We start from the raw sequence: 17,560 nt of genomic DNA, 5'->3' as shown, positions 1-17,560 counted from the left end.
CCACCTGACGTGTCGACTGGAGACAACCGTGACCAATCCGTTCGCCGACGACGACGCCCGCTACCTGGTTCTGGTGAACCACGAAGGACAGCACTCGCCGTGGCCGGTGTTCGTCGACGTACCCGAGGGATGGTGGACCGTGTTCGGCCCCGCATCCCGGCAGGCCGCCGTGGACTACGTCGACACCACCTGGACCACCATGCGACCCCAACTCCTGACCGAGGGACGACGAGCATGAGTGCAGCACGCGTGGACGAGCCTGGCGTGTACGACGTTGTCGGCATCGGTTTCGGGCCGTCCAACCTCGCGCTCGCGGTCGCCCTGGAGGAGCACAACGCCCAGGTGGGGTCGCGCCAGGCGTTGCGTGGCCTGTTCGCCGAAAAGCAACGCCGCTTCGGATGGCACCGGGGCATGCTGATCGACGATGCGACGATGCAGGTGTCCTTTCTCAAGGATCTCGTCACCATGCGCAACCCCACCAGCCCGTTCAGCTTCCTGGCCTACCTGCGGCACCACGGGCGGCTGGCCGACTTCATCAACCACAAGACCCTGTATCCGTCCAGGGTGGAGTTCCACGACTACCTGGAGTGGGTGGCCACCAGCTTCGACCCGATGGTGGAGTATGGCTGCGAGGTGGTCGACATCCGACCGGTGGAACGCGACGGCGACATCGTGCTGTTCGACGTCGAGTCCCGGCCGGTGGACGACCCCGACGCCGTCCTGGTGCGGCGCACCCGCAACATCGTGCTGGCCCGGGGCCTGCAGCCGCACCTTCCCCCCGGCGTGACACCGGGGAACCGCGTGTGGCACAACGAAGAACTGCTCCACCGGCTGCAGTCCCTGCCGGACGCACCGCCCCGCAGCTTCCTGGTCGTCGGAGCGGGCCAGAGCGCCGCCGAGACGGTGGAGTACCTGCACCGCCGCTTCCCCGACAGCACCGTCTACGCGGTGTTCTCGCGGTTCGGCTACGCCCCCGCCGACGACAGTGCGTTCGTCAACCGCATCTTCGACCCCGAGGCGGTCGACCAGTTCTTCGACGCCCCCGACGACGTCAAGCAGATGATCATGAGTCACCACCGCAACACCAACTACTCGGTGGTGGACCTTGAACTGATCGACGAACTGTACCGTCGGGTCTACCAGGAGAAGGTGCGCGGTGAACAACGCCTGACCGTGCTGAACCTGTCCCAGATCGTCGATCTGCAGGTGAACGGTTCCGCGGTCCGGGCCACAGTGGAGTTCCTGCCGCGCGGCGAGCTGAGCGTGATCGACGCCGACTACGTGATCTATGCGACCGGCTACCGGCCGGCCGGGCTCGACGTGCTCGGCACGATGGCCGGCTACTGCCGCACCGACGATCACGGACGGGTTCGGGTGAGCCGGGACTACCGGGTGGAGACCACCGGGTCGGTGCGGGCCGGGATCTACCTGCAGGGTCCGACCGAACACACCCACGGCATCAGCTCGACCCTGCTGTCCAACACGGCGGTGCGGGTCGGCGAGCTGGTGCAGTCCCTGGCCGCCTCCGCCGAGGCCGCGGCGCGGACCGGCCAGCGGGACGAAGAACGGCAGGTGCTCAGCGCGGGACGGTGACCGCGCGCATGTCAGGTTCAACTGGGGGACGGTGCGAGACGATGACGCTGTCGACGGCCGTGCTGGGATCCAGCCGGTGGATCGTGGCCCACGGAGCACGGCAACCGGTTCGGCGACGACTGGTGTGTTTTCCGCACGCCGGTGGGGGAGCCAGCTTCTTCCGGGAGTGGCCGGCACTGCTCCCACCCACGGTCGAGCTGTGGGTCATCCAGTATCCGGGGCGGGAAAGCCGGCTGCGCGAGCCCTTCGTCGACACCATGTCCGCGCTGGCCGGCACCATCGCCGGTGAGCTCGAACCACACCGGACGGTGCCGCTGGTGTTCTTCGGACACAGCATGGGTTCCTCGGTGGCCTACGAGGTGGCCCGCCGGCTGGAGGCGCGCCGGCCCGGGCTCGTGCGTCACCTCGTGGTCTCCGGACGCATGGCACCGCACCGGCAGCCGGTCATTCCCACCGAGAAGATGACCCACCGCAAAGACGATGACGGTCTGGTGGCCACCCTGAAGCGACTCGGCGCGCACAACGTCGACCTGCTCGAGCAGCAGGACGTGCGGTCGCTGATCCTTCCCGCGGTCCGCAACGACTACCGGCTGATCGAGAGCTACCGGCCAGGGCCGTGCCGGCCCCTGCAGATGGATGTCACCGCCTGCCTGGGGGTCCAGGACCACGCGATCGACGAGGACGACATGCACGCGTGGGCCGAGGTCACCCGGGGACGGTTCCGGCTCCACCGGTTCCCCGGAGACCACTTCTATCTGGTGCCCCACCGAGCCGAGGTCCTCGCAACCCTCGCGGACCTGCTCGCGCCCTAGCTCGAGCCCGTGCCGAGGGGGCAGGCAAACCCACCCCCGCACTGATCGAACAGTAGTCGTCACCCATCCCGTGGTGCAGCAAGCGAAAGGCAACCTGGCGTGAGCAACGACCTGCCCGTGTTGGTGCCGAATCAGGACGAGCGGTTCGACCCCTTCCCGCTCACCGACACCCAACACGCCTACCTCCTGGGCCGTACCGACCTGTTCGAGCTGGGCAACGTCTCCACCCATGCCTACTACGAGTTCGAAGGTGAGCTCGACATTCCCCGGTTCGTCGCGGCCTGGCAGCGCCTGGTGGAACGCCACGACGTGCTGCGCGTCGTGATCGATGTCGAGCGCCTGGAGCAACGGGTTTTGCCCGAAGTTCCCCCGGTGCCCATCGAGGTCGTCGATCTGAGGAAGGCCGATGAAGACACGGTACGTCGCCGCGTCGAGGAGATTCGTGCCCGACTGTCCCACGAGGTCGTCCCGGCCGACCGGTGGCCCTTGTTCACCATCGCCCTGTGCCGGTTGACCGACACCCGGGTGCGGGCACACATCAGCTTCGACGCGCTGATTCTGGACTATTTGAGCTGGAAACTGCTGCTGGCCGACCTGTCCCGCTACTACCTCGACCCAGCAGTGCCGCTGCCGGAGCTGGAGGCGACCTTCCGGGACTACGTGCTGGCCGAGACCCGGCTCCGTGACACCGAGCTGTACCAGCAGTCCGAGGACTACTGGGTGCGGCGGCTGCCGACGTTGCCCCCGGCGCCACAGCTCCCGAGGGCCCAGGATCCCGCCACGATCACGCACCCACGTTTCGTGGGTCGCCGCGTCCGGCTCGAGGCATCCCGGTGGTCCCGGCTCAAGGCCCGTGCCGCCAAGGCCGGACTCACCCCCACCGGGCTGGCTCTCGCGGCCTTCGCCGAGGTCCTCGGCGTCTTCAGCCGCGGCTCGCACTTCTGCATCAACGTGCCGCGGATGAACCGCCTACCGCTGCATCCGCAGGCCGACCGCATCCTCGGCGAGTTCGCCTCCTTCACCCTGCTGGAGGTGGACAACCGGGGGCGGGACAGCTTCGCCGAGCGGGCCCGCCGGATCCAGCGCCAGATCTGGCACGACCTGACCCACCAGTACGTCAGCGGTGTCCGGCTGCTGCGCGAGCTGGCCCGCGTCCAGGGCGGCGCCGACCGCGCCCTGATGCCGGTCGTGCTGACCAGCACCATCGGGCTGCGTGGTGGCGACAAGCCGCTGCTCGGCGGCCAGTTGGAGGAGATCTACACCATCTCCCAGACGCCGCAGGTCTTCCTCGACGTCCAGATCGACGAGCACGACGGTGCGCTGTTCGTCAACTGGGACGCCGTCGACGAGGTCTTCCCACCCGGACTGATGGACACCATGTTCGAGGCGTTCCACACGCTGCTGCAGCTGTTGGAGGCCGACGAGGACAGCTGGTCGGCCGTGGACCTCGGGACCACCTCGGGCACCCCCACCGCCCGGGCCGGGGTCAGCGGGCCGGACCAGCCCCTACCCGGCATCCTGGTCCAGGACCTGTTCCTGGACCAGGCCCGGCGGCGACCGGCCGACACCGCGGTGATCAGCAGCGGACGCAGCCTGTCCTATGCGGAGCTGCACGCCGAAGCCCACCGGGTGGCGCACTGGCTGCGCGCCCGGGGAGCCCAGCCCAACCACCCCGTGGCCATCGTCATGGACAAGGGCTGGGAACAGATCGTGGCCGCCTACGGCGTGTTGTTCGCCGGCGCCCCCTACCTCCCGATCGACCCGACCCAGCCGGCCCCGCGGATCCGTCGCATCCTCGAGCGCGCCGGCACCGCGCTGGTGCTGACCCAGTCCGCGCTCGCCGCAGGGTCGGAGTGGTCGCACGGACGGCAGCTTCTGTGCGTCGACACCGAGGTGGACAGCACGCTGAGCAGCGACCCGCCGCCCGTGCTGCAGCAACCCGACGACCTGGCCTACGTGCTGTTCACCTCCGGCTCCACCGGTGAACCCAAGGGAGCCATGCTCAAGCACGACGGCATGGTCAACGCATCGAACTGGGTGAGGTCGAGTCCGCCCTGGCCCAGCATCCCGGGGTTGCCGCCGCAGTGGTCGTGCCCCTCCCGCGGCCGGACGGCACCGGCTATTGCGGCCTGGCCGGATACCTGACCCCGCAGCCGGGACAGCAGCCCTGTGCCCAGGAGGTGGTGGACTTCCTGCGGACCCGACTGCCCGAGCACATGGTGCCGGCCTCCCTGCAGATCCTCGACCAGTTCCCGCTGACCGCCAACGGGAAGGTGGACCGGCGCGCCCTGCCCGCACCCGATGAGTCCTCCCGCGACGGCGAGTTCGCCGCCCCGACCACGGCGCTGCAGAAGGTCATCGCCGGGGTGTGGCGGGACGTGCTGGGGGTCGAGAGGGTCGGACTGCACGACGACTTCTTCGCCCTCGGCGGGGATTCGTTGCAGGCGACCAAGATCGTCACCGCGCTGCGCGAAGCGCTGGACTTTCCCGAGGTGACCCTGCGGTCGATCTTCGCCTACCCGACGACGCAGGCGCTGGCCGCCGACCTGCTCGCCCAGGAGCCCGACCACGAACGGCTCGAGCAGGTCGCCGAGATCTACCTGGAGGTCGAGGGCCTGTCCCTCGACGAGATCACCTCACAGCTCTAGGCGCCCCGCACGCCCACCGGCCACGAGGAGAAGTGGGGAAGAGACCATGGCCGAACGGCCAGGCATCGAGGATGTACTACCGCTGTCGCCGCTGCAGGAAAGCTTCCTGTTCCAAGCGTTGTACGACGAGCAGGCGGCCGACGTCTACACCATGCAGCTCATCCTCGCGCTGCACGGTCCGCTGGACACCGCCGCGCTGCGATCGGCCGCCGCCAACCTCCTGCAACGGCACGCCAACCTGCGTGCGGCGTTCTGGACCGAGGGCGTGCCGCACCCGGTCCAGGTCATCCCACGCACGGTCGACCTGCCCTGGCACGAGGTGGACCTCACCGAGGTGGCGGCGGGCCGCCGGGAGGAGGAACTGGACCGCCTGCTGCGGGCCGACCGCCGGGTCCGGTTCGACCTCACCGAGCCGCCCCTGCTGCGGTTCCTGCTCGCCCGCCTGGACAACGCCGAACACCGGCTGGTCCTGCACAGCCACCACATCCTGCTGGACGGCTGGTCGATCCCGCTGCTCGTGCGCGAGCTGTTCGCGATGTACGCGCAGGACGGACGGGCCGACGGGCTGGCCCCGGTGCGGCCGTACCGCGACTACCTCGCCTGGCTGGCCACGCAGGAGCCGGACCCGGCTGAGGCCGCCTGGCGCACGGCGATGCAGGGGCTCACCGAACCGACCCTGCTGGTGGGCTCGACCCGCCGCCGCGCACCGCAACTGCCCGAGACCGTGACCGTCGAGCTGGACCAGGACCTCACCGGCCGGCTCGTCGACCGGGCACGTCAGCAGCGGCTGACGCTCAACACCGTCGTGCAGGGGCTCTGGGCGGTGCTGCTCGCGCGGCTGACCGGCCGGCAGGACGTCGTGTTCGGCGCCTCGGTGTCAGGCCGCCCCTCCGAGCTGGCCGGGGTCGAGAGCATGGTCGGCCTGTTCATCAACACCCTCCCGGTGCGGGTCCGGCTGCGCCCTGCCGAGCCGCTGGCCGACCTGCTGCGGCGGATGCAGGACGACCAGGCCCGCCTGCTGCCGTACCACCACATCAAGCTCACCGACGTGCAGCGCCTGGCGGGGATGGGCGAGCTGTTCGACACGCTGATCGTCTTCGAGAACGCCCCGATGGTTTCGGCCAGTCTGGAACGGACACAGACGGCCGAGCGCCTGCAGGTGCAGGGACTGGCCAACCGGGACGCCACGCACTACCCGCTGACCGTGATGGCGGTGATGGTGCACGGCCGGTTGCAGCTGACCTTCGAGTACCAGCCCGATCTGCTCGACCGTGCGGCCACGACGAGAATCAGCGAACGGTTCCGGCGGCTGCTGCACGTGCTGCTGGCACAACCCGGCCAGCCGGTTGGCCAGGTGGACGTGCTCGAAGAGCAGGAGCGGCAGACCATCCTGCGGGACTGGAACGACACGGCGATGCCGGTGCGACCGCAGACGTTGCCGGCGCTGTTCGCCGAGCAGGTGGCCGCCGCCCCCGACGCCCCAGCACTGGCCTTCGAGGGCACCGAGCTCAGCTTCACCGAACTCGACGCCAGGGCCAACCGACTGGCGCATTGGTTGATCGGGCAGGGAATCGGGCCCGAGGACCTGGTCGCCCTGGCGCTGCCACGCTCGCTGGACATCGTCGTGGCGTTGCTGGCGGTGCAGAAGGCCGGAGGGGCCTACGTCCCGATCGATCCGGCCTATCCCGCCCGCCGCATCGACTACATGATCGCCGACGCCCGGCCGAAACTGCTCATCAGCACGGGGGACACCCTCGCCAGGCTCCCCGAGCCCACCGCGCACGCGGTGCGCACCGTGGCACTGGACAGCAGTGAGCTGGCCGTCGAGCTCGACGGGATGCCTGAGACCGACCCCACCGACACCGACCGGTTGCACCCCCTGCTGCCGCAGCATCCGGCCTACGTCATCTACACCTCGGGGTCCACCGGAGACCCCAAAGGCGTGGTCACCACCCACAGCAACGTCGTCAACCTGTTCACCAACCACCGCGACACGGTCTACGGCCCGGCCGCCACCGCACTGGGACGCCGGCTGCGCGTCGGCCATGGCTGGTCCTTCTCCTTCGACGCCTCCTGGCAGCCCCTCGTGGCGTTGTTCGCCGGACACCAGGTGGACGTGCTCGGCGAGGACACCCGACGCGACCCCGCACAGCAGGTGGCCCTGCTGGCCGAGCGCGGCATCGACTTCATCGAGGTCTCACCGTCGATGTACGGCCAACTGTCCCTGGCCGGCCTGGTGCGGGGCCGCCGCTGCCCGCTGGCCGGGCTCGGGGTGGGTGGCGAAGCCGTCCCGGAGTCGCAGTGGCAGGAGCTGCGCGAGCTGGAGGGCACCCGGGCCGCCAACTTCTACGGGCCCACCGAATGCACCGTGGACGCGGTGGTGGCCGCCGTCGGGGACAGCCCCCGACCGGTGATCGGCACCCCGATCGGCAACACCCGGGTCTACGTGCTCGACACCCACCTCAACCCGGTACCGGTCGGGGTCTCCGGTGAGCTCTACATCGCCGGCCGCGGCCTTGCCCGCGGCTACCTGCACCGCCCGGGAATGACGGCGGGACGCTTCGTCGCCGACCCGTTTGGCGAGCCGGGATCGCGGATGTACCGGACCGGCGACGTGGTGCGCTGGACCCCCGACGGGCAGCTGGAGTTCGGCGGCCGCGCCGACGACCAGGTGAAGATCCGGGGCTACCGGATCGAGCTCGGCGAGGTCGAGTCCGCCATGGGTCGTCACCCCGAGCTCTCCCAGGTCGCGGTGGTGGTCCGGGAGGACCGGCCCGGCGTGCGCAGGCTGGTCTGCTACGTCGTGGCCACACCCGGGGCGCAGGTGGAACCCGCGCAGCTGCGGGAGTTCGCGGCCGCCACGTTGCCGGAACACATGGTGCCCACCGCCTACGTGGTGCTGCCCGCGTTGCCCCTGACCTCGCACGGCAAGCTGGACCGTAGCGCGCTGCCCACCCCGGACCACGCCGCCCGCGCCGGCTCGCGGGCACCGCGCACCCGGGCCGAGAAGGAGCTGTGCGGGATCGTCGCCGACCTGCTGGGGGTGCGCGAGGTCGGCATCGACGACAACTTCTTCGAACTCGGCGGCGACAGCATCATCTCCATCCAGCTGGCCGGCCGCGCGCGCCAGGCCGGACTGGCGATCTCCCCCCGGGACGTCTTCGAACGAGCCTCGATCGGCGAGCTCGCCGTCGCCGCCAGCCGGGCGGACCGCGCCGACCAGACGGCCACCGCCACCGACGACGGGGTCGGCGAGGTGCCGCTCACCCCGATGATGCGGCGACTGTGCGAGGCCGGCTCACCCGACGACGCCTACGCCCAGTCCCTCCTGCTCCTCCCGCCCGAGGGAACGACCTGGGAACACGTCGTGGCCGCCGTGCAGGCCGTGGTGGACCGACACGACATGCTGCGCAGCCGGCTCACATGGTCACCGGCACGGCAGGACTGGGTGCTCGAGGTCGTGCCCACCGAAGCCATCCGCGTCAGCGACCTCGTGCACCACGTCGACCTGGCCGAGCACCCCGGACACGCCTGGCCCGAGGTCCTCCGCACGCACGTCCGCGCCGCAACGAACCGGCTGGATCCGACCACCGGGGTGACCCTGCAGGCGGTTCACCTCGACGTCGACCACGGGGCAGCGGGTCGGCTGCTCGTCACCGCGCACCACCTCGCGGTGGACGGCGTGTCCTGGCGGATCCTGCTGGGCGACCTGGCGGCCGCCTGCCGCGCCGCCGCACGGGGTGCCCGCCCCGCACTGGAACCGGTGCCGACCTCCTTCCGCCGGTGGGCCCAGGCACTGCAGGACCACGCCCGCTCCCCACAGCGGATGGCCGAGCTCGAGACATGGACCGCGGCACTGGGGGAGGGCGCGGTGCCGGCAACCCGGGCCCCCGGCACCGCACGGGACGCCACAGGCAGCACACGGCAGATCAGCCGAACGCTGCCCACCGACCACACCGAGCCACTGCTGACGACCGTGCCGCAGGCCCTGGACGCCACGACCCACGAACTCCTGTTGGCAGCCTTGGCGATGGCCGTGGCCGGCGGGCGACACCGGGACGCCCACCCCGGGGCCGGGGACGCCGTGATCGTCACGGTCCAGGGACACGGCCGCGAACAGCAGCTGCTCGCCTCGGCCGACCTCGCCCGCACCGTGGGCTGGTTCACCACCGCCTATCCGGTCCGGCTCGAAATCGGACCGATCGACTGGGCCGGTGCCGCAGCCGGTGGGGGCGAGATCGCCGAGGCGGTCAAGCGCGTCCGGGAGACGCTGCGGACCGTGCCGGACCACGGCATCGGCTACGGGTTGTTGCGGTACCTCAATCCCACGACCGCCCCGGTGCTGGCCACCCTGCCCGCGCCCCACCTGGAGTTCGACTACGTCGGACGGTTCACCACCGGTGAGACCACCGACACCGAGTTCCAGCTCGCCCCGGAGGCCGAGGACCTCAGCGACGTCCTGGAACAGGAGCCCGCCCACCCGAACAGCCTGCGCATCAAGGCCCACGTTCGCCACCACGCCGACGGGCCAGTGCTCGCGGTGCGGTGGACGTGGCCGGAGTCGCTGTTCGACCCCCACACCGTCGTCGCGATCGCCGACGGCTGGCTACAGGCGCTACGCGCCCTCACGGCCTACGCCGCCGGAGCGCGGCCCGACTCCCGCCACCCCGCACCGTGCGCGAACACGACAGGGGAGAACCCGTGATCAGCGAATCTGTTCAGCAGTCGCTCCGCCGTGCCCGCGCAGCCCACGCCGAAGTCGCGACCTGGTCACAACGCGATGTGGACGAGATGGTGGCCGCGGTGGGCTGGCAGTGCTACCGCGAGGACAACGCGCGTCATCTCGCCCAACTCGGCCACGCCGAGACCGCCCTGGGCAATCCCGAGGACCTGTTCCTCCTGCAACGCAGACGGATTCTGGGGGTGCTGCGCGACCTGCACGACGTGGTCACCGTCGGCGTCGTCGAGAACAGCCCCGCACTGGGCATCCAGCGGATCGCCAAACCCGTGGGAGTGATCGCGGTCGCCAGCCCGGCAACCGCACCCAGCCCGGGCATCATCTGCAACGCCCTGCCCATGCTCAAGACGCGCAACGCCGCGATCTTCAGCCCCAACCCCCGCGCGCACCGCACCGCCATGACAACGGTCGACCTGATGCGCGCTGCCCTGGCGAAAGTGGGCGCGCCACCGGATCTCCTGCAGTGCCTGGAGGTCCCCGGCCGGGAGGCGGTCGAGACCCTGATGCGTGCCGCGGACCTGGTGGTCGCGGTCGGGGGCGCCGGCACGGTGCGCCGCGCCTACTCCAGTGGCACCCCCGCCATCGGCGCCGGAGTTGGCAACCCCACCGTCATCGTGGACGAGACCGCCGACGTGGCCGATGCCGCCGACAAGATTCACAGCGGAGCCGGCTTCAACAACGGCACCTCGTGCTCCTCGGAGAGCAACGTGCTCGTGCAGGAGTCGGTGGCCGAGCAGTTCTGCGGCGAGCTCCGCCGCCGGGGCGCGCACCTGTGCAGCGCCGAGGAGACCGCGCGGCTGCAAGCCCTGCTCTGGCCCGACGGGCGCACGCTGAACCGGGACTGGATCGGCCGAGGAGCCGCGGACCTGGCGATCGCGGCGCGCATCGCCGTGGACACCCCCGACAAGGTCAACGTGCTGGTGCTGGCCTGCGCCGACCCCGAGACGGACCGCGCCGTCCTGGGGGAGAAGATCTCGCCGCTGCTGACGATGGCCACCTACACCGAGTTCGACGAGGCCGTACGACTGGTGCGGCTGTGGTCCGACCGCTGCGGCCGCGGCCACAGCTGCGGCATCCACACCACCCGGCCCGACCGGGTCTGCCTGCTGGCTGCCCACGTCACCACCTGCCGTGTCGTGGTCAACCAGTCCACCATGACCAACACCGGCAGCTTCGCGGCCGGGGTGCCCTTCACCACCACGCTCTCCAGCGGCACCTGGGGCGGCTGCAGCGTGGCCGGCAACATCACCTGGCGGCACTTTCTCAACTACACCACCATTTCCCGACCCATCCCCCCGTCCATCCCAGACGAACGGCTGATCTTTGGACGGCACTGGGAAAAGGTTCCGCAGTGACAGCACGATCCGGCACCGCTGTCCGTACGCACCGACGCCGACCGTGCAAGGTCGTCCAGGAAGGCGTGATCCACCGTGGCTGACCGAAACGCCCCCGAGCAGGCGCTGCTGGCCTCCCACAAGCGGGAGCTGCTCCGCCGCAGGCTCGCCGAGAAAGGGCTGACCAGCCGGCGCGGGGGAGCCCGGCGGATCCCCCCGCGACCGCGGGACGAACAGCCCGTGCTCTCCGCGGCACAGCAACGCCTGTGGGCACTGCAGAACCTTGACCCCACCAGCGCCGCCTACAACCTGAACATCGCCTTCCGGTTGACCGGCGCGCTGGACATCGAGGCCCTCCATCGCAGCCTGGCCGCAGTGGTGCAGCGACACGAGGTGCTGCGCACGACGTATCGCACCGCGGACGGCGGCACGGTCGTCCCGGAACTCCTCGACCACGCCGACCTCGCCCTGCCCGTGCACGACCTCCGGGACGTCCCCGCCGAATCGCGGGAACAGGACATCGATCGGCGCGCGACCGAGCTGGGACACCAACCGTTCGACCTGACCACCGACCTGCCCCTGCGCGCCACCCTGCTGCGCCTGGCCGGTGAGGAACACGTGCTCGTGCTCGTCGCCCACCACATCGCCGTGGACGAGGACTGCTGGCAGATCCTGCTGGGCGACCTGGCCCGCTCCTACCAGCAGCTGACGACCGGGGACGGCGAACCGCTCCCCGCGCTGGCCATCCAGTACACCGACTTCGCCAGCTGGGAACGCCGGCAGCTCACCGCCGAGCGGACCGACACCGAGCGGCAACACTGGCGTACACAGCTCACACCCTGGCCCGACCCGATCGGTCTGCCGACCGACTTCCCCCGCCCTCCGGTCGCCACCGACGCGGGGGAACGGCGGTTCCGCGCCCTCCGCCCCGAACTCAGTGCCGCGGTCCGCGGCTTCGCCCGCCAGTGCGGGGTGACCCCGTTCATGGTGCTTCTCGGCGCGTTCTCGGTCCTTCTGCACCGCTACACCGGCCACACCGACATCGCGGTCGGCTCACCGGCGATGAACCGCGACCGCACCGAGTACGAGGGGTTGATCGGTAACTTCGACAACACCCTGGTGCTGCGGACCGACCTCACCGGCGACCCGACCTTCCACGAGGTCATGCAGCGCGTGCGCGCCACCTGCTCGGTGGCCTACGCCCACCAGCGCGTGCCCTTCGAGAAGATCCTCGAAGACCTCAAGCCCCCACGGACGGCAAGCCGCCCCACGCCGTTCGACGTGATGTTCCTGCTGCGTACCGAGACCTTCGCCGAGTTCGGACTGGCCGGCCTGCGGGTGCGGCCGCGTCCGGTGTTCAACGCCACCAGCCAGTTCGAGCTCACCATGGCGGCGGTGGTCAGCGGCCAGGATATGGGGGTGGAGGCGGTCTACCGCTCCGACCTGTTCCGGGGCGAGACGATCGTGCGGCTGCTCGGTCACCTGGTCACCCTGCTCGAGGGCCTGCTCGCCGACCCGGACCAACCGGTGCGCGCAGCGCCGCTGCTCGGCGCCCGCGAGCGACAGCAGGTACTTGTGGACTGGAACGACACCGACCATCCGATCCCCGAGGCCAGCGTGCCGGAGTTGTTCGAGAACCAGGTCGCACGCACTCCGCGGACGACCGCCGTGGTCTTCGACGGCCGGGCACTGTCCTACGCCGAACTCAACGCGGAAGCCAACCGGCTGGCTCACCTGCTCCTCCGGAACGGGGCCGGACCGGAGGTCGTGGTGGGCGTGGCGGTACCGCGCGGCATCGACATGCTGACCGCGGTGCTCGCCGTGCTCAAGACGGGGGCGGCCTACCTGCCACTGGACCCCCAGTACCCCGCCGAACGCATCGCGTTGGTCCGACACAACGCACGGGCCACCCTGCTGGTCACCACCACCGAGGTCGTGCCCACCCTGACCGAGGACCTCGACCAGGAGATCCGGATCGTGCTCGACGACGCGGCGGTCCGGGCCGAACTGGCCCGCTGCCCGGAGCACAACCTCGCCGAGACGGCCCGGATCCGCCCGGCCGATCCGGCCTACGTCGTCTACACCTCCGGCTCCACCGGAACCCCGAAAGGCGTGGTCGGCACCCACCTCGGCCTCGTCAACCGGCTTGCCTGGTTCCACGAGCTGTACCCGTGGCGCCCCGAGGAGCCGATCTGTGCCAAGAGCTCACTGAGCTTCGTCGACGGCACCAGCGAGCTGCTCGGACCGTTGCTGCACGGTGGTTCGGTCGTGCTGGCCGGCCCGGTGGCCGCCAAGAGCCTTCCGGAGTTGACGGAGCTGATGCACCGGCACGAGGTGCGGCGCCTCACCGTGGTCCCCAGCCTGTTGTCGGCCCTGCTGTCCTCCCCCGACCGTGAGCGGGCCGCCGGATGCCGGCTGTGGATCACCAGTGGCGAGGCACTCACCGCCCCGGTCGCCGCGCGGTTCGCCGACACCTTCCCCACCGCCCGGCTGCTCAACCTCTACGGGGCGTCCGAAGGCGGACCGGACAGCGTCTTCGTCGACGTCGCAGGGGACGATGTCGCCATCGGTCGACCGATCTGGAACACCCGGGTGTATGTCCTGGACCGTGGGATGCAGCCGGTGCCGATCGGCGGTGTGGGGGAGCTGTACCTGGCCGGGTTCGGCCTGGCCCGTGGCTACCTGCACCGCCCGGGGCTGACCGCGGAACGCTTCGTGGCCAACCCCTTCGGTCCGCCCGGATCCCGCCTGTACCGCACCGGTGACCTGGCCCGCTGGCGCAGCGACGGCAATCTGGAATACCTGGGCCGGGCGGACAACCAGGTCAAGATCCGTGGCTTCCGCATCGAACTCGGGGAGATCGAGTCCACGCTGTCCCGGCACGCGCAGGTCCACCACGCCGCGGTGGTGGTGCGCGAGGACGCCAACGGGCGGCGGAACCTGGTCGCCTACGTAGTGCCGTCGACGCCGGAACTCACCACCACGGCGCTGCGGGAGCACACCGCGTCCGTGCTCCCGGACTACATGGTTCCGGCCGCCATCGTGTTCCTGGACGCCCTGCCCCTGACCCCCAACGGCAAGGTGGACCGGCGGGCCCTGCCCGCCCCCGACTTCGCCAGCGCCGCTGGCGGCGACCGCCCCACCACGCCGCAGGAGGAACTGCTGTGCCGGCTGTTCGCCGAGGTACTCGGGTTGGCCACGGTCGGCGTCCGGGACAGCTTCTTCGCGCTGGGTGGGGACAGCATCGTGGCCATCCAACTGGCCAGCCGCGCCCAGGAGGCCGGAATCCCGATCTCTCCCTGGGACGTGTTCCAGCACCAGACGGTATCCAAGTTGGCGACCCTGGCCACCGAACCCGATCCCGCCCCTGACACCGCCGCGGGCCCGGCCCGCGCGGTCTCGGGCTTCGACCTGGTGAACCTGGATCCGACGGCCCTTGCGGCACTGGAGGCGAAATGGGGACGAGCGCGTTGACCACGACGGGGAAACAGACCATGAGCGACGTGCACCAGGTGCTGACGGACGACCGGGACCACGTGTTCCACTCCTGGTCGGCACAGGCCGAGATCACCCCGCTGCCGGTGGCCGGCGCCGAAGGCTGCTGGTTCTGGGACTACGACGACAACCGCTACCTCGACCTGGCCTCCCAGGTCGTCAACCTCAACCTCGGCCACGCCCACCCCCGCCTGGTGGCGGCGATCACGCAGCAGGCAGAGCGGCTGTGCACCATCGCGCCCTCGTTCGCCAACGACGTCCGGGGACGACTGGCACGGCTCATTGCCGAACGCGCTCCCGGTGATCTCGACAAGGTCTTCTTCACCAACGGGGGCACCGAGGCCATCGAGCACGCCGTCCGCATGGCCCGGCAGCACACCGGGCGCCTGAAGGTGCTGTCGGCCTACCGCTCCTACCACGGGGCCACCTCGGGCTCGATCACGCTCACCGGCGAGCCCCGACGGTGGCCCAACGAACCCGGAATCCCCGGTGTCGTCCACTTCTTCGGCCCCTACCTGTACCGGTCACCGTTCCATTCCTCCAGTGAAGCCGAGGAATGCCAGCGCGCCTTGGCGCACCTGGACGACGTGGTGCGCATGGAGGGCCCGCAGACGGTGGCGGCCATCCTGCTGGAGACCGTGGTCGGCGGCAACGGCGTGCTGATCCCGCCGGACGGCTATCTCGCCGGCGTCCGCGAGATCTGCGACCGCCACGGCATCCTGCTGATCTGCGACGAGGTGCTGGCCGGTTTCGGTCGCACGGGGGAGTGGTTCGCCGTCAATGCCTGGCAGGTGGTTCCGGACCTGATCACCTTCGCCAAGGGGGTCAACTCCGGCTACGTCCCGCTCGGCGGTGTGGTGCTCTCCCAGCGCGTTGCCGCCACCTTCGCCCACCGGCCCTACCCCGGTGGCCTGACCTACTCGGGCCATCCGCTGGCCTGCGCCGCCGGGGTGGCCTCGATCGAGGTCTTCGAGGAGACCAACCTGCTGGAGCGGGTGCGCCGGCTGGGCCAGGAGGTGGTCCGGCCCGCCCTGACCGAACTGGCCGAGCGCCATCCCGTCGTGGGCGAGGTGCGGGGCCGTGGTTTGATGTGGGCGATCGAGCTGGTGCGGGACAGGCAGACCCGGCAACCCCTGGTCCCGTTCGCCGCCACCGGCGCCCAGGCCGAACCGATGACCCGGTTGACCGCGGCGTGCAGGGCCAACGGCGTGTGGCCGTTCACCGCGATGAACCGGCTGCACCTGCTGCCACCGTTGGTGATCGGTGACGACGAGCTCGCCCTTGGCATCAAGGCCATCGACGACGCACTGTCGACAGTGGACACCGAGGTCGCCGCGTGAACCCGCGGTTGTGACGTTGTGCGCGGAGGGGCGGCGATGGCGACGGTCGACGTGTCCGTGGTGGGGTCGGGCCCGAACGGGCTGGCGGCAGCGGTCATCCTGGCCCGAGCAGGCTTACAGGTCGAGGTGCACGAGGCCGCGTCCACACCGGGCGGTGGGGCGCGCACCACGGAGCTGACCGGACCGGCTTTCGGTACGACCTGTGTTCCGCCGTGCATCCCATGGGCGTGGCCTCCCCGTTCTTCCGGGCGTTCGACCTCGCCCGCCACGGCGTGGAGATGCTGCAGCCCGACGTCGCCTACGCCCATCCCCTCGACGGCGGGCAGGCCGGACTGGCCTGGCGCGACCTGGACCGCACCGCGGACGGGCTCGGCCGGGACGGCCGGGCGTGGCGTGCCCTGCTCGGTCCCCTGGTGCGCCGCTGGCAGGAACTCGCCGGACTCGCGATGTCGGACTTCCGGCATCTGACGCTGCCCCCGACCGCGATGGCGCGGCTCGGGCTGCGGGTCCTCGAACAAGGATCCGCACTGTGGGACGCCCGTTTCCGTGACGTTGTCGCACCGGCACTGCTGACCGGCGTGGCCGCCCATGCCCTTGCCCCACCCCGGGCGTTGGTGCCGGCGGGGGTGGGGCTGGTGCTGGCAACGCTGGGCCACGCCGTCGGCTGGCCACTGCCACGAGGCGGGAGCCAGACCATCACCGACGCGCTCGCCCGTGACCTCGAACGCCACGGGGGACGGATCGTGACCGGCCACCGGGTTCAGCATCTGGCCGAACTTCCGCCCGCCCGCGCGATCGTGCTCAACATCGGCCCACGGGAGCTGCTGCGGATCGCCGGTGACAGGGTGCCCGCGCGCTACGCCCGTTGGCTTCGCGCCTTCCGCTACGGCAGCGGGGCATGCAAGGTGGACTTCGCGTTGTCCGAGCCGGTGCCGTGGACCGCTGCGGGCTGCACCCTGGCCGGCACCGTCCACCTCGGCGGGGCACGCGAGGAGATCGTGGCCGCCGAACGAGCGGTCGCCGCCGGGCGGCACGCCGAACGTCCCTTCGTCCTTGCTGTCCAGCCCGGAGTCGTCGATCCGGGGCGCGCGCCACGCGGCCACCACACCTTGTCGGTGTACGCCCATGTCCCGCACAACTCTTCGCTCGACTGCAGTGCGGCAGTGATCGCGCAGATCGAACGGTTCGCTCCCGGTTTTGGCGACACCGTTGTTGCGCACCACGTCATCACCGCGGCCCAACAGCAGGTGCACAACCCCAACTACATCGGTGGCAACATCGTCACGGGCGCACTCACCCCCTGGCGCACTCTGATGCGGCCGGTGCCGCGCTGGGATCCCTACACCACGCCCATCCCGGGTGCGTACCTCTGCTCGGCGGCCACCCCGCCCGGACCCGGTGTGCACGGCATGGCCGGGGTGCATGTGGCCCGGCGGGTCCTTCGGGACCGGTTCGGCATCCACGGGGATCCCCTCGAGTTCGTCCGGCATTCCGCGCGGTAACCGCGTCCTCGTGGTCACTCAGGGAACGCGCCCACGACACACCTGCCGCTCGCCGGCGTCCACAGTGGATGCTGGAGCGCTGTTCCGCCGCGTACGGC

At 70.6% G+C, this 17,560-nt stretch carries 10 protein-coding genes and 1 pseudogene; all 11 read left to right on the top strand.

What is annotated here, in order from left to right:
* Nucleotides 1-28: 28 nt before the first annotated feature.
* On the top strand, nt 29-238 hold the full coding sequence (locus tag IEY55_RS09775) for an MbtH family protein (RefSeq protein WP_189056261.1): 210 nt from the start codon (nt 29-31) through the stop codon (nt 236-238).
* Nucleotides 235-1,593 (top strand): lysine N(6)-hydroxylase/L-ornithine N(5)-oxygenase family protein, encoded by a 1,359-nt coding sequence (locus IEY55_RS09770; protein WP_189056259.1) that lies wholly within the window; start codon nt 235-237, stop codon nt 1,591-1,593. The genes IEY55_RS09775 and IEY55_RS09770 overlap by 4 nt, the downstream gene beginning before the upstream one ends.
* Nucleotides 1,594-1,634: 41 nt before the next feature.
* Entirely contained in the window at nt 1,635-2,405 is a 771-nt protein-coding gene (locus IEY55_RS09765) for a thioesterase II family protein (protein WP_189056257.1), read from the top strand.
* Nucleotides 2,406-2,504: 99 nt separating this feature from the next.
* Nucleotides 2,505-4,550, top strand: coding sequence for an AMP-binding protein (locus tag IEY55_RS09760; protein ID WP_189056256.1), 2,046 nt, complete (start codon nt 2,505-2,507; stop codon nt 4,548-4,550).
* Entirely contained in the window at nt 4,490-5,053 is a 564-nt protein-coding gene (locus IEY55_RS09755; RefSeq protein ID WP_189056254.1) for a phosphopantetheine-binding protein, read from the top strand. The genes IEY55_RS09760 and IEY55_RS09755 overlap by 61 nt, the downstream gene beginning before the upstream one ends.
* Before the next feature lie 46 nt (nt 5,054-5,099).
* A complete protein-coding gene (locus IEY55_RS09750; RefSeq protein ID WP_189056252.1) occupies nt 5,100-9,758 on the top strand; it encodes a non-ribosomal peptide synthetase in 4,659 nt (1,552 codons plus the stop codon).
* The gene (locus tag IEY55_RS09745) at nt 9,755-11,146 is read left to right on the top strand and encodes an aldehyde dehydrogenase family protein (RefSeq protein WP_189056250.1); all 1,392 of its coding nucleotides are present in this window, start codon (nt 9,755-9,757) and stop codon (nt 11,144-11,146) included. The genes IEY55_RS09750 and IEY55_RS09745 overlap by 4 nt, the downstream gene beginning before the upstream one ends.
* A 75-nt stretch (nt 11,147-11,221) precedes the next feature.
* Nucleotides 11,222-14,599, top strand: coding sequence for a non-ribosomal peptide synthetase (locus IEY55_RS09740; protein ID WP_189056249.1), 3,378 nt, complete (start codon nt 11,222-11,224; stop codon nt 14,597-14,599).
* Nucleotides 14,600-14,619: 20 nt separating this feature from the next.
* The gene (locus IEY55_RS09735; RefSeq protein ID WP_189056247.1) at nt 14,620-15,960 is read left to right on the top strand and encodes an aspartate aminotransferase family protein; all 1,341 of its coding nucleotides are present in this window, start codon (nt 14,620-14,622) and stop codon (nt 15,958-15,960) included.
* 36 nt (nt 15,961-15,996) lie between these two features.
* Nucleotides 15,997-16,086 (top strand): annotated as a pseudogene (locus IEY55_RS32765) (FAD-dependent monooxygenase); the annotation flags it as partial.
* A 95-nt stretch (nt 16,087-16,181) separates the two neighbouring features.
* Nucleotides 16,182-17,462, top strand: a complete 1,281-nt coding sequence (locus tag IEY55_RS09730) for a phytoene desaturase family protein (RefSeq protein ID WP_308424743.1) — start codon at nt 16,182-16,184, stop codon at nt 17,460-17,462.
* Nucleotides 17,463-17,560: the final 98 nt, after the last annotated feature.

Source organism: Longimycelium tulufanense, assembly GCF_014645795.1.
Taxonomy (GTDB): Bacteria; Actinomycetota; Actinomycetes; order Mycobacteriales; family Pseudonocardiaceae; genus Longimycelium; species Longimycelium tulufanense.
The sequence above is the reverse complement of the archived record's forward strand: the minus strand, read 5'-3'. Positions and strand labels throughout refer to the sequence as shown.

Coding starts and splice junctions, on each gene's coding strand:
- IEY55_RS09770 (WP_189056259.1), top strand. CDS start 235: ATGAGTGCAGCACGCGTGGACGAGCCTGGCGTGTACGACGTTGTCGGC.
- IEY55_RS09765 (WP_189056257.1), top strand. CDS start 1,635: ATGACGCTGTCGACGGCCGTGCTGGGATCCAGCCGGTGGATCGTGGCC.
- IEY55_RS09750 (WP_189056252.1), top strand. CDS start 5,100: ATGGCCGAACGGCCAGGCATCGAGGATGTACTACCGCTGTCGCCGCTG.
- IEY55_RS09735 (WP_189056247.1), top strand. CDS start 14,620: ATGAGCGACGTGCACCAGGTGCTGACGGACGACCGGGACCACGTGTTC.
- IEY55_RS09730 (WP_308424743.1), top strand. CDS start 16,182: ATGGGCGTGGCCTCCCCGTTCTTCCGGGCGTTCGACCTCGCCCGCCAC.